11 protein-coding genes and 1 pseudogene are annotated in these 12,802 nt (G+C 72.3%); 4 read left to right on the top strand and 8 right to left on the bottom strand.

Going from position 1 to position 12,802, the window contains the following annotated elements; all coding sequences use genetic code 11:
- Positions 1–4: 4 nt before the first annotated feature.
- The 3 genes from lpdA to OG858_RS12615 all read right to left on the bottom strand — a co-directional run bounded on the left by lpdA (position 5) and on the right by OG858_RS12615 (position 4,542).
- The gene (gene lpdA, locus OG858_RS12625) at positions 5–1,393 is read right to left on the bottom strand and encodes a dihydrolipoyl dehydrogenase (protein WP_086747949.1); all 1,389 of its coding nucleotides are present in this window, start codon (positions 1,391–1,393) and stop codon (positions 5–7) included.
- Positions 1,394–1,684: 291 nt separating this feature from the next.
- Positions 1,685–3,220: a leucyl aminopeptidase gene (locus OG858_RS12620; protein ID WP_086747948.1), complete on the bottom strand. Its 1,536-nt coding sequence runs from the start codon at positions 3,218–3,220 to the stop codon at positions 1,685–1,687.
- Positions 3,221–3,750: 530 nt separating this feature from the next.
- Positions 3,751–4,542 (bottom strand): adenosylcobinamide-GDP ribazoletransferase, encoded by a 792-nt coding sequence (locus tag OG858_RS12615; RefSeq protein ID WP_319320800.1) that lies wholly within the window; start codon positions 4,540–4,542, stop codon positions 3,751–3,753.
- A gap of 106 nt (positions 4,543–4,648) precedes the next feature.
- Between OG858_RS12615 and OG858_RS12610 the strand changes: the two genes are divergently transcribed.
- Complete coding sequence (locus OG858_RS12610) at positions 4,649–5,485, top strand: hypothetical protein (protein ID WP_086747946.1); 837 nt, start codon at positions 4,649–4,651, stop codon at positions 5,483–5,485.
- Here the strand turns inward: OG858_RS12610 and OG858_RS12605 are convergent.
- Both OG858_RS12605 and cobT read right to left on the bottom strand, forming a co-directional pair.
- Positions 5,473–5,883: pseudogene (locus OG858_RS12605) on the bottom strand (hypothetical protein); the annotation flags it as partial. The gene OG858_RS12610 and the pseudogene OG858_RS12605 overlap by 13 nt on opposite strands.
- Before the next feature lie 239 nt (positions 5,884–6,122).
- Positions 6,123–7,241: a nicotinate-nucleotide--dimethylbenzimidazole phosphoribosyltransferase gene (gene cobT, locus OG858_RS12600; RefSeq protein WP_328544910.1), complete on the bottom strand. Its 1,119-nt coding sequence runs from the start codon at positions 7,239–7,241 to the stop codon at positions 6,123–6,125.
- 192 nt (positions 7,242–7,433) lie between these two features.
- Here cobT and OG858_RS12595 point away from each other — a divergent pair, with 192 nt between their 5' ends.
- Positions 7,434–8,330 carry a class I SAM-dependent methyltransferase gene (locus tag OG858_RS12595; RefSeq protein ID WP_319269966.1) on the top strand — a complete coding sequence of 299 codons (897 nt, stop codon included), beginning with the start codon at positions 7,434–7,436 and terminating at the stop codon, positions 8,328–8,330.
- Here the strand turns inward: OG858_RS12595 and OG858_RS12590 are convergent.
- A complete protein-coding gene (locus OG858_RS12590; RefSeq protein ID WP_327723892.1) occupies positions 8,319–9,524 on the bottom strand; it encodes a bifunctional adenosylcobinamide kinase/adenosylcobinamide-phosphate guanylyltransferase in 1,206 nt (401 codons plus the stop codon). The two genes, OG858_RS12595 and OG858_RS12590, sit on opposite strands and share 12 nt — an antisense overlap.
- A 126-nt stretch (positions 9,525–9,650) precedes the next feature.
- Between OG858_RS12590 and OG858_RS12585 the strand changes: the two genes are divergently transcribed.
- Positions 9,651–9,863: a hypothetical protein gene (locus tag OG858_RS12585; protein WP_037693522.1), complete on the top strand. Its 213-nt coding sequence runs from the start codon at positions 9,651–9,653 to the stop codon at positions 9,861–9,863.
- A gap of 304 nt (positions 9,864–10,167) precedes the next feature.
- On the opposite strand, the gene OG858_RS12580 is transcribed toward OG858_RS12585, so the two are convergent.
- Together OG858_RS12580 and OG858_RS12575 are read right to left on the bottom strand one after the other, a co-directional pair.
- Positions 10,168–10,878, bottom strand: a complete 711-nt coding sequence (locus tag OG858_RS12580; protein ID WP_319261144.1) for a class I SAM-dependent methyltransferase — start codon at positions 10,876–10,878, stop codon at positions 10,168–10,170.
- Positions 10,879–10,958: 80 nt separating this feature from the next.
- Positions 10,959–11,588, bottom strand: coding sequence for a DUF3043 domain-containing protein (locus OG858_RS12575; RefSeq protein ID WP_179201233.1), 630 nt, complete (start codon positions 11,586–11,588; stop codon positions 10,959–10,961).
- A 347-nt stretch (positions 11,589–11,935) separates the two neighbouring features.
- On the opposite strand from OG858_RS12575, the gene OG858_RS12570 reads away from it, so the two are divergent.
- Positions 11,936–12,724, top strand: coding sequence for a PspA/IM30 family protein (locus tag OG858_RS12570; RefSeq protein WP_086750514.1), 789 nt, complete (start codon positions 11,936–11,938; stop codon positions 12,722–12,724).
- Positions 12,725–12,802 lie beyond the last annotated feature (78 nt).

Raw genomic sequence — 12,802 nt, 5'->3', positions numbered from 1 at the left:
GGGGTCAGTCGTGCGAGTGCAGCGGCTTGCCCGCGAGGGCCAGGTGGGCCTCGCCGAGCGCCTCGTTCTGCGTCGGGTGGGCGTGGATGAGCTGGGCGACCTCGGCGGGGAGGGCTTCCCAGTTGTAGATCAGCTGGGCCTCGCCCACCTGCTCGCCCATGCGGTCGCCGACCATGTGGACGCCGACCACGGCACCGTCCTTGACCTGGACGAGCTTGATCTCGCCCGAGGTGTTCAGGATCTTGCTCTTGCCGTTGCCCGCGAGGTTGTACTTCAGAGCGACGACCTTGTCCGCGCCGTAGATCTCCTTGGCCTTGGCCTCGGTGATGCCCACGGAGGCGACCTCCGGGTGGCAGTACGTCACCCGCGGCACACCGTCGTAGTCGATCGGAACGGCCTTCAGGCCGGCCAGACGCTCCGCCACCAGGATGCCCTCGGCGAAGCCGACGTGCGCGAGCTGGAGCGTCGGGACCAGGTCACCGACGGCGGAGATGGTCGGGACGTTCGTCCGCATGTACTCGTCGACCAGGACGTAGCCGCGGTCCATGGCGACGCCCTGCTCCTCGTAACCCAGACCCTGGGAGACGGGGCCGCGGCCGACGGCCACGAGCAGCAGCTCGGCCTCGAACTCCTTGCCGTCGGCAAGGGTGACCTTGACACCGTCCTGGGTGTACTCGGCCTTCGAGAAGAAGGTGCCCAGGTTGAACTTGATGCCGCGCTTGCGGAAGGCGCGCTCAAGAAGCTTGGAGGAGTTCTCGTCCTCGAGAGGGGCCAGGTGCTTCAGGCCCTCGATGATCGTGATGTCGGTGCCGAAGGACTTCCAGGCGGAGGCGAACTCGACGCCGATGACACCGCCGCCGAGGACGATCGCCGACTTCGGCACACGGTCCAGGACGAGGGCGTGGTCCGAGGAGATGATGCGGTTGCCGTCGATCTCCAGGCCCGGCAGCGACTTCGGCACGGAGCCGGTCGCCAGCAGGACGTGACGGCCCTGGACACGCTGGCCGTTGACGTCGACGGAGGTCGGGGAGGACAGGCGGCCCTCACCCTCGATGTAGGTGACCTTGCGGGAGGCGATGAGCCCCTGCAGGCCCTTGTACAGGCCGGAGATCACGCCGTCCTTGTACTTGTGCACGGCCGGGACGTCGATGCCCTCGAAGGTGGCCTTCACACCGAACTGCTCGCTCTCGCGGGCCTGGTCGGCGATCTCGCCCGCGTGAAGCAGGGCCTTCGTGGGAATGCATCCCCGGTGCAGGCAGGTGCCGCCGACCTTGTCCTTCTCGATCAGGGCGACGTCCAGGCCCAGCTGGGCCCCGCGCAGGGCCGCGGCGTAACCACCGCTACCACCACCGAGGATCACTAGGTCGAAAACGGTGCTGGCGTCGTTCGCCACGTCACGTCCTCCATGCATGTACGCCGTACGCCGGTCGTCCATGACCGCGCGGCGGCTGGTGTCCGGCCGCTCTTCTTCGGCCCTGTGGTGGGGGCCCTGTCCTGCCGAGCCCCATCTTCGCACTTGTCGGGAGGGAACGAGACGCCGGGCCGGGGTGTGAGACACCACACGCTCAGATGTGACGCAGCAGCCGTGGGGCAACGCCCCGAAGGGGCGCGGGGAACCGCGCGATCGGCCACAGCCGGTCCACGGTCCACCGCGCCCCTCAGACGCCGAGCTCCTCGGCGACCATCACCCCAGGTCGCCGGAGGCAGCCCGCTCGGCCAGCCGCACCAGGGTCCGCACCGCCGTCCCGGTCCCGCCCTTCGGCGTGTACCCGAAGGGACCCCCCTCGTTGAAGGCCGGCCCCGCGATGTCCAGGTGCGCCCAGGTGATCCCCTCGCCCACGAACTCCTTCAGGAACAGCCCGGCGACGAGCCCGCCGCCGTACCGCTCACCCATGTTCGCGATGTCGGCGGTCGGGGAGTCCATCCCCTTGCGCAGGTGGTCCGGCAGCGGCATGGGCCACGCCGGCTCCCCCGACTCCTCCGCCGCCTCGTGCACCGCGGAGCGGAACGCGTCGTCGTTCGCCATGATCCCGAACGTCCGGTTGCCCAGCGCCAGCACCATCGCCCCGGTCAGCGTCGCCACGTCGACGATCGCGTCCGGCTTGTCCTCGGAGGCCTTGGCGAGCGCGTCGGCCAGCACGAGCCGGCCCTCCGCGTCGGTGTTCAGCACCTCCACCGTCTTGCCGCTGTACATGCGCAGCACGTCACCCGGGCGGGTGGCGGAGCCGGACGGCATGTTCTCGGCGAGGGCGAGCCAGCCGGTGATGTTGACCTCGAGGCCCAGGCGTGCGGCGGCGACGACCGCGGCGAACACGGCGGCCGCACCGCTCATGTCGCACTTCATCGTCTCGTTGTGCCCGGCGGGCTTGAGCGAGATGCCGCCCGAGTCGTAGGTGATGCCCTTGCCGACGAACGCCAGGTGCTTCGTCGCCTTGGAGCTGGTGTACGACAGCTGCACCAGCCGGGGCGTGGCCGCGGAGCCCGCGCCGACGCCGAGGATGCCGCCGTAGCCGCCCTTGGCGAGCGCCTTCTCGTCGAGCACGGTCACCTTGATGCCGTGTTCCTTGCCCGCGGTCTGCGCGACGGCGGCGAAGGCCTCCGGGTAGAGGTCGTTCGGCGGCGTGTTGATCAGGTCGCGGGCGCGGTTCAGCTCCTCGGTCACCGCGATCGCGCGCTCGGCGGCCGCCTTGTGGGCCTTGTCGCGGGGCTTCGCGCCGAGCACGGCGATCTCGGCGAGCGGCGCCTTGCCGTTCTTCGCCTTCGCGGCGTTCTTCGAAGGCGCGGTCTCCTTGTAGGCATCGAAGGAGTACGCGCCGAGCAGCGCGCCCTCGGAGACGGCGCCCACGGCGTCGGCGTCCTCGACGGGCAGCGTGAACGCGGCCTTCTTCGTACCGGACAGGGCGCGGGCGGCGGCACCGGCCGCGCGGCGCAGCGCCTCGGCGCCGAACGAGGCGTCCTTCTCGGGCACCGCGCCGAGGCCCACCGCCACCACGAGCGGCGCCTTGAAGCCGGACGGTGCGGGCAGCTTCGTCACCTCGCCCTCCGCGCCAGAGGCGCCGAGGGTCTCCAGGAGGCCGGCCAGCCTGCCGTCGTAGGCCTTGTCCACGGCCTCGGCACCCGGCGCGATGACCGGTCCCTTGGCGCCCTTCGCGACACCGACCACGATCGCGTCGGCACGGAGACCCGACGCGGCGGCGGTGCTGAGAGTGAGAGCAGTCACGGTGGTGAAATCTCGCTTCCGATTGAGTTTCGGTGGCCGAACGGATGGGTCGACGTGCCGAGAACGAGCCTAGGCCCTTGTTCGGCCCATCGGACCTGGGGCGTGGGCCGCTTGCGCTCTCGCCGTCCGTACGGCGTCCGCTGCGACCAGCCTCCCCGACTTTCCGCCCCGGACGTGCAGGGAGATCCCCATGCCTTCGGCATAGGGGGATCCCTTATCGCCGGGGCCCGAGTCGCGGTTCCATGGTCTTCGCGCGTAGCGCCGACGGTCTTCGCGCGTAGCGTCGGCAGCCGATTTCGATCACTCCTGCGGGCGTTCACCCCTGGGTGGCTTCATGGTCGTCTTCGTGCTTCGTATGCCATGACCTGGGTCACGCTCGTCCCGCCGGTGAGTGATCAGCTCATCGGTCTGCATCATTTCCACGTCGAGTGCTGGATGAGACGGGCGACCTCTGCGCCGAGGCCCGACGCCTGGAGCTCAGCTCGCTGCTGAAGAAGTGGGAGTTGGGGGTGTGGCGGAAGGCCTGGTGTTCACCCGAGGGTGAACACCAGGAGCGCCGCCGTCGCCGCGGTCTCCGCCAGGCCGCCGAACACATCACCGGTGACGCCGCCGAACCGCCGTACGCAATGGCGGAGCAGGAGTTCGGCGGCACCGCAGGCGACGACGACCGCGAGGACCGCGCGGCCGAGGTCGTACGGCCCGAGGAGCGCCCCCGCGCCCGCCGCCGCGCACCCGACCAGGACGGCCACGAGAGTTGCGGCCCGTACCGGAACCACCCCCGCCACCGCGGCCCCCAGCCCCTCGGGTCGGGCGGCGGGTACGCCGACGCGCGCGGCCAGGGTCAGGGCCAGCCTCGCGGTGGTCGCCGAGACGGCCGCCGCGAGCGCGCCGAGCGTCCAGGACTCGCCGTACGCCTCGGTGAGGGCGGCGACCTGGGCCAGCAGGACGAGGACGAGGGTGACGACCCCGAACGGCCCGATGTCCGACTGCTTCATGATCCGCAGGGCGTCCTCGGCGGGCCTGCCGCTGCCGAGCCCGTCGGCGGTGTCGGCGAGCCCGTCCAGATGGAGGCCCCGGGTGAGGGCGGCCGGTACGGCGACGGAGACCACGGCTGCGAGCAGCGGACCGGCGCCCAGGAGCAGGAGGAGACAGCCGAGCGCGGCCGCGCCCAGGCCGACGACCAGCCCGGCGACGGGCGCGCACAGCATTCCGGCGCGCGCGGCCTCGCGGTCCCAGCGGTGCACGGCCACCGGCAGCACGGTCAGGGTGCCGAAGGCGAAACGCGGGCCGTCGGAGAGCGCGGGCGCGGACACCGGGGTCATGGGTTCGTCGCCGGGGGGCTCGGGGGGCGTGGACACCGGCGCAGGCTACCCGGCGGGGCCGACGGGCTCGGCGGCGCCCAAGGGCGGTGGTGGATAAAGTTCGCATATGGGTCACTGGTGGGAGCGGAACATCATCGAGCCGGGCAAACTGCCGCTGCTTCTCGCGCTCCTCGCGTTCGTACTGACGTTCTTGATCACCCGGGTCATCACCCGTTTGATCCGCGCGGGCAAGGGACCTTTCCGCAACATCAGCGGCAGCGGCGGCGTACACATCCACCATGTCGTCCCCGGCGTCGTCCTCACCGTCATCGGCGGCTTCGGCTCGGTGGCCGGCGACGGGCACGGCTTCGGCGCGTTGCTCTCCGCCGTGCTGTTCGGCATGGGCGTGGGCCTGGTGCTGGACGAGTTCGCGCTGATCCTGCACCTGGACGACGTGTACTGGAGCGAGGAGGGCCGGCAGAGCGTCGAGGTGGTCGTGCTGACAGCGGCTCTGGTGGGCCTGATGCTGGTCGGCTTCCTCCCCTTCGGCGTCAACGACCTCGACGAGGAGGAGCTCCAGGACCGGGGCGCCGTCATGGCCACCATGGGGACGAACTTCCTGATCGCCCTGATCGCCCTCGCCAAGGGCAAGGCCCGCACGGCCATCTTCGGCGTGGTCATCCCGTTCATCGCGGTCATCGGCGCCGTCCGCCTGGCCCGCCCCACCTCCGCCTGGGCGCGCCGCCTCTACCGCCGTCGCCCACGTGCCCGCGCCCGGTCCTGGAAGCGCGCCTACCGCCACGACCGCCGCTGGACGGGCCCCAGTCGCCGCCTTCAGGACTGGATCGGCGGCACCCCGGACGCGGCACCGGAACTGGAACCCGCCACCCGCCCCGCGCTCCCCGCCGGTCCGTCCGGTTCCGCCGGTCCGGCCGAACCGAGCGACCCGCCCGAGCGCCGCTGACGCACGGCCACGACCCCGCACATCACCAGCACCGCCGCGATCGCCGCCAGATGCTCCTTGCCCGCGAGGTTCTCCTTCACCAGCACCTCGACGACCATCGCCACGACGACCGCGCCCGCCGTGACGTGAGCCCGGTGACGCCACCCCACGAACACGGCGAGCCCCACGACGGCCGCCGACGGCCCGGTGTCCACGACCCCCGCGTCCGACGCCGGCAGCCCCACGAAGAAGACGTCCGGACCGAGCGCGATGCCCACGCGCGCGTACAACGTGCCGGCCAGCGTGGCGACGTACGCGATCGCCGGCGTCCGCCACCGGCCCAGACAGATCTCCGCGATCCCGAACACGATCAGGATCTGCGCCAGCCCGCCCCACACGGGCAGATCCAGCGCCGGTAACCGTCCGCACGGCCCGTCCGTCGAGCGTGAACTCGGCCGTGTCGAGGAGTCCCTCGTCGCCGAGTTCCAGCGCGTCCGGACCGTGCCGCCCGCTCCGCCGCTCCGCCGCTCCGCCGCTCCGCCGCTCCGCCGCTCCGCCGCTCCGTCAGGCGCCCTTTTCCCGCCGCGACGGCTCGCAACCGCGTACGGCCCGGTCCGACGCTGCCGATCCGGCCGTACGCGATGCCGTCGCGCCCTTCCTAGGTCGCGTCGTACTCCTCGGCGAGGTTCTTCTCCTCGGCCTCTTCCGGCTTCTCCGGCTCCTGCTCCGACGGCTCCCGTTCCGGAAGCTCCGCCGCCAGTGACGCCGCGGCCCGCACCAGCGGCAGCGCCAGCAGCGCCCCCGCCCCCTCGCCGACCTTCACGCCATGGTCGAGCAGCGGCTCGATGGCCATCCGGTCCAGCGCCTTGGCCTGGGCCGGCTCCCCGCTGCTCTGCCCGGCAAGCCACCAGTCCGGCGCCCGGAAGGCGACCCGCTGGGCGACCAGCGCACACGCCGCGGACACCACACCGTCCAGAATCACCGGCATCTTCCGCACCGCGCCCTGCAACAGGAACCCGGTCATGGCCGCGAGGTCCGCCCCGCCCACGGTCGCCAGCAACTGCAACTGGTCCCCGAGCACCGGCCGGGCCCGCCGCAGGGCGTCCCGTACGGCCGCGCACTTGCGCATCCACGCCAGATCGTCGATCGCCCGCCCGCCGCGCCCGGTGACGACGGACGCGTCGGTCCCGCACAGCCCGGCGACGAGGACGGCCGCCGCCGTGGTCCCGCCGACGCTCACATCGCCGAGGACGACGAGGTCGGTCCCGGAGTCCGCCTCCTCGTCCGCGAGGGCGACACCCACCCGGAACGCGGCCTCCGCCTCCTCGGCCGTCAGCGCGTCCTCGACATCGATACGCCCGGACCCGCGCCGCACCCGGTGCCGTACGACCTCGGCGGGCAACGCGTCCGGGTCGCAGTCGAGCCCAAGGTCCACCACGCGGACGGGTACGTCGAGCTGCCGGGCGAGCACCGCCACCGGGCTGCTGCCGTCGAGGACGGCCCGCACCAACTGGTCCGCGGTGCCCGCGGCCCGCGCGGAGACGCCGAGTTCGGCGATCCCGTGGTCGCCCGCGAACAGCACCACCCGGGCCCGGCCGATCGGCCGCACCGGCACGGCCGACTGCGCCGCCGCCAGCCACTCACCCAGTTCGTCGAGGCGGCCGAGCGCCCCGGGCGGCACGATCTGCCGCTCCCGCCGCGCCTCGGCGTCGCGGCGCACCCCACCGTCGGGGCGCTCGATCAGATCGGTGAAGTCGTCGAGATTAAGCGAGCTCATTCGCCGAACAGTACCGGCAGCGCTCGAACACGACCGCGCCACACCGTGACCCCGCGACGTACGAACGTCCCACCGCGCCACCGCCACGTCATTGCACCCAGGAGCACGCTCACGTACGTACCTTTTCGGTGCGAATGTCCGTGCGCCGTCGTCCCTGTCGCGTACGCGATCCCGTCGTTCCCAGGAGCCGCCATGCCCCCCACCCCGCGGCCGGAGCCCGGCCGACCCGCCTCGGGAGCCGACCCCTTCCACGAACCGCGCCGGGACGACTGCCCCTGGTGCGGTTCACGGCAGTTGCGCACGCGGGTGCGTGCGCCGGAGGGGAGGCGGCGCACGCCGGGCACGTTCGTGGTGGACGAGTGCCGGGACTGCGCCCACGCCTTCCAGAACCCCCGGCCGACGGCGGACGGGTTGCTGCTCCGGTACCACCGGCACCCCGTCGAGGACGACGTCCGCGCGAACCTCGCCGGGCGACGGCGCCGCAGGCACCACCGGGGCGCCGCCCGCGCGCTGCTGCCGTACCCCGAACCGGAGAGCTGGCTGGACGTCGGCACCGGGTACGGCCACTTCCCGGAGGCCGCGCGCGCGATCCACCCGTACACCTCCTTCGACGGCCTCGACCCGACCCGGCGCGTCGAACAGGCCTGGGAGGCCGGGCGCGTGGAGGAGGCGTACCAGGGACTGCTCACCGACCCGGAGATCACCGCGCGGCTGCGCGCCCGCTACGACGTGGTCAGCATGTTCCACCACCTCGAACACACCGCCGACCCCCGTGAGGAACTCCGCGCCGCCCACGCCGTCCTGCGCCCCGGCGGCCACCTCCTCCTCGAAGTCCCGGACCCGGCCCGCCCGTTCGGCACGCGGCCCAGGGGAAGCCGCCGCTACTGGAAGCCGCACGACCGCCCACGCCCCCTCCACCTCATGCCCCTGCGCAACCTGCTCACCGAACTGCGGTCCCTGGGCTACGAGGTCCTCACCGCCCGCCCCTGCACCCCTGTCCCGCCCCGCGCCCACCGCATCCTCGCCCGCCGCACCACACGACCGGCCGCCTCCTTCGGCCCCCACGCAGCCGATGCCTCAACCCCGTAGGGACAAGGCCTGACCCGCCACCACCAGCAACACGTGCTCGCATTCCGCCGCGAAGGCCGCGTTGAGCCGTCCGAGTTCATCGCGGTAGCGGCGGCCGGAGGCGGTGGCGGGGACGATTCCGGAGCCGACTTCGTTCGAGACGGCGACCACCGTGCGGCGCGTGTGCCGTACGGCGTCGGTCAGCTCGGTGACACGCGCCCGGAGCGCGCGCTCCCCGCCGTCGGCCCACTCCGCGTCGTCCCACGCCCCCACCGAGTCCATCGCGTCCGTCAGCCACAGCGAGAGACAGTCGACGAGCAGCGGCGGCCCGTCGTCTTCCTTGAGCAACGGGACGAGGTCGCAGGTCTCGACCGTGTGCCAGGAGCCGGGCCGCCGCTCACGGTGGGTGGTGACCCGTGCGGCCCACTCCCCGTCGCCGCCGCGCATCCCGCCGGTCGCCACGTACAGCACGTCCGGGAACGCCTCCAGCCGCCGCTCGGCCTCCACCGACTTCCCGGACCGCGCCCCGCCGAGCACCAGCGTGCGGCGCGGCACATCGGGCACGTCCTCGTAGGCGCCCACCGCCAGCGTCGTTCCGTCCGGCACGGCACGCGCGCCCGCCGCCGCGAGCCGGCGCGGCAACTCGCCGTCCGGGGGCACGTCGTGGTCGATGTGCACGGCGACGACATCGGTCGTCGGCCCGACGGCTCCCGCCCTCCGCAGCCGCGCCAGCGCGTCCGGCCGCCCCAGCACATCGGCGAGCACCATGTCGTACGGCTCCACCGAGTTCTCCTCCAGACCGGCGGGCGCGCCGCCCGGCGGCAGGTACAGCAACCGCTGCCCGCCCGGCCCGGTCACCGCGTACCCCGTCCCCGGCGCATCCAGGGCCAGTGCCCGCACCCGGTGCCCGGTCAGCAGCGCCAGCTCCCGCCCGTCGGGCACCCGCCCCGGCTGCGGCAGCCCCGCCGGCACCTCCACGGGGGGTCCGTCGTGCGGATGTGACAGCAGCACCTGCCGCACACCGTTCAGCGAATGCCCGGCGCGCGCGGCCGCGAGGGCGGCGCCCGGAGTGAGGTCGAGCAGCAGTGTGCCGTCCACGAGCAGCGCGGTCGCCCCGCGCGCGGCATCACCGAGCGCGGTCGCACACGCCGCGCACGGACAGTCGGGGCGGGGAAGCCCCGCGGGGGCGCCGGTGCCCAGCAAAGTCAGTTCCACGCCCCCGATCTTCGCGTGTCCCGATGAACACCCGCAGGTCTTGTGCGTCCGACTAGGCTCAGGGAGGAACCGGATCTTGCTCGGTGCTGCGTGTGCGGTGCCGGGCCGGTACTTACGGAGGCTCACATGGCGGCATGGACGTGGCGGTTCGAGAAGGCCGACGGGGCGGAGGTCCAGCCCGCGGTCCAGCCCGAGGAGTTCACGACCCAGGGGGACGCCGAGTCGTGGATCGGGGAACACTGGAAGGAGCTCCTGGCAGGCGGCGCCGAACAGGTCCGCCTCTTCGAGGACACGACGGAGATCTACGGCCCGATGAGCCTGAACGCCCAGGACGCGTAGCCGCTCCGCGGTGGGCGGGGCTCCCACGCGGGGCTCCGCCCCGATCCCGCGGAAGAGCTCGGGTGACGGGGTTCGCGGGCGGTTGCGGGTGCGGGCGGGTGCGGGTGGAGGGGGCTTCTCGCGCAGTTCCCCGCGCCCCTGAAAAGCAGGGGCTGCGCCCCGTGCTTTTCGCCCCTGAGTGGCCGTAGGCCCTCAAGGGGCGCGGGGAACTGCGCGAGAAGCCCCCACCGAACCCGCACCTGGGGGTCGAAGGGGCGTAGCCCCTGGGGATGGGACGGGTAGGGGCGGCGGGGGCGAGGAGAACTCAGCCGCGCACACCGCACAGGTGCAGCAACGCCGCGACCCGCCGATAGGGATCCGTCCGCCCCGCCCGCTCCTCCGCGGCGAGCAACGCCTCCAGATCCCCGTCACCAGGAACCCCCGCGTCGTCCGCCGCCAGATCCGTGAACACCCGAACGCCGTACCACGCGTGCAGCGGCGCCCCGATCCCCCCGAGCGCGTCCGTCAGCGTCGCCAGCCGATCCGCCCGCACATCCAGCCCGAGCCGATTGCGGTACGCGGTGGTGTCGAAGGCGGCCAGCGCCCCCGCCCAGTCCCCGGCCAGCCCCGCCCGCATCGCGAGCGCGTCGCCGTTCCGTACGAGCAGCGACAGCAGCCCCCCGGGCGCCAGCATCCGCGCCAGCCCCGCCAGCAGCGCGTCCGGCTCCTCGACGTACATCAGGACCCCATGACAGAGCACCACGTCGAAACTGCCCGGCAGGAAGTGCACACCCGTGTCCCGGCCGTCGCCCTCGACGATCCGCACCCGGCCCCGGATGCCCTCGGGCTCGGCGGCGAGCGCCTCCCGGGCCACGGCGATCAGCTTCGCCTCCCGCTCGATCCCGGTCACCGCGTGTCCGGCCCGGGCCAGCCGCAGCGCCTGCGTGCCCTGCCCCATGCCCACGTCGAGCACCCGCAGCCGCTGCCCGACCGGGAAGCGGCCGACTATCTGCTCGTCGACCTGGCGGGAGACCAGCTCCTGTCGTACGACCTCACGCAGTGTGCCCAGCCGGTTCAGCCAGGCATCCGCGGCACCTCCGGAGAAAGCGGTCGTGCTCAGGGCCGCTCTCCGCGCTTGACCTGCGGCTTCGGCAGCCGGAGGCGACGCATCTGGAGCGTGCGCATCAGGGCGTAGGCCACGGCGCCCTTCTTGTTCGCGTCGGGGAAGCGCGCGGCAAGCTGCTTCTTCAGACGGAACCCGAGGCTGATCGAGTCGACCACGATCAGAACGATCACGAACAGCCACAGCAGCAGCGCGACGTTCTGCAGCGACGCCACCTGCACCATGCTCAGCACCAGGATGACCACGGCCAGCGGCAGGAAGAACTCGGCGATGTGGAAGCGCGAGTCCACGAAATCACGGGCGAACCTGCGCACCGGACCCTTGTCCCGGGCGGGCAGATAGCGCTCGTCGCCGGTGGCCAGCGCCTGACGCTGCTTCTCCATGGCGGAGCGGCGCTCGTCGCGGGAGCGCTTGGCGGCCTCCTTGCGCGTCGTCGGCGTATTGGCGACGCTTCGACGCTGGCCTTGGGCCACACTCCGCTTGGGAGTGGGCCGCCCCTTGGGGGCCTGCGGGTGACGGGTCTGCTGGGAGTCGGTCACAGTCGCCTTGTCGGCGGCCGATTCCTTCTCGCTCTTGGCGCGGCTACGGAACACAAAACCCAAGGGTACGGGGTGCCGGGGCATGGACCCCAGCCGAGTGGGGAACGATCCGGCAACACCCGGCGTCCGTACTGAAGACAGAGGTGGGGCGAAAGTGGCCGGGGCAACCCGGGAACCCGGAAAAAGGGGGAGCGCGGTGACGGTTCGTCCGTAGGGGGTCCGAGATGTTCCGGGGAGCGGCCCGTACGCAACCCCGGGAGACATCTACTCCCTACGCCGGAGCGGTGCCGTACACAGTCGTCCTTGGGGATGAGCGCATCCGTCCCCGAACAGTGCGGTAATAGAAGCAGGGCCCGTACTGTGGGTTCTGTCGCAGACCTGTGAGCTGGAGTTCCGTCAGAAGGGGGCGCGCGAAGCCCATGAGCGGTGTCATGAAGCGTATGGGGATGATCTTCCGCGCGAAGGCGAACAAGGCCCTTGACCGGGCCGAGGACCCGCGCGAGACCCTCGATTACTCGTACCAGAAACAGCTGGAGCTGCTCCAGAAGGTGCGCCGAGGCGTGGCCGACGTGGCCACGTCCCGCAAGCGCCTGGAGCTCCAGCTCAACCAGCTCCAGTCCCAGTCCTCGAAGCTGGAGGACCAGGGCCGCAAGGCCCTCGCGCTGGGCCGCGAGGACCTGGCCCGCGAGGCGCTCTCGCGCCGCGCCGCGCTCCAGCAGCAGGTGACGGACCTGGAGACGCAGCACTCCACCCTCCAGGGCGAGGAGGAGAAGCTCACCCTCGCCGCGCAGCGGCTGCAGGCCAAGGTCGACGCCTTCCGTACGAAGAAGGAGACGATCAAGGCCACGTACACCGCCGCCCAGGCCCAGACCCGGATCGGCGAGGCGTTCTCCGGCATCTCCGAGGAGATGGGTGACGTCGGCCTCGCCATACAGCGCGCCGAGGACAAGACGGCGCAGCTCCAGGCCCGCGCCGGCGCGATCGACGAGCTGCTCGCCTCCGGCGCTCTCGACGACTCCTCCGGCCTGCACAAGGACGACATCCAGACCGAGCTGGACCGCCTCTCCGGTGGTACGGACGTCGAGCTGGAGCTCCAGCGCATGAAGGCGGAGCTGGCGGGCGGTCCGTCCGCGCAGCAGCAGGCCATCGAGGGCGGCACGGGCCAGTCGGCCCAGCAGCAGTCCCAGCGGCAGGACACTCCGCGCTTCGACAAGCCGTAGGGCGGCAGTGGAACGGTGGACACGTGCCATCGGGCAGACACATCGCGTACGCACATCGGGTCCCACGCCTGAGGAGGG

The organism is Streptomyces europaeiscabiei (assembly GCF_036346855.1).
Classification (GTDB): Bacteria; Actinomycetota; Actinomycetes; order Streptomycetales; family Streptomycetaceae; genus Streptomyces; species Streptomyces europaeiscabiei.
Note: the sequence above shows the minus strand (reverse complement) of the source record. Positions and strands in the feature narration are given on the sequence as shown.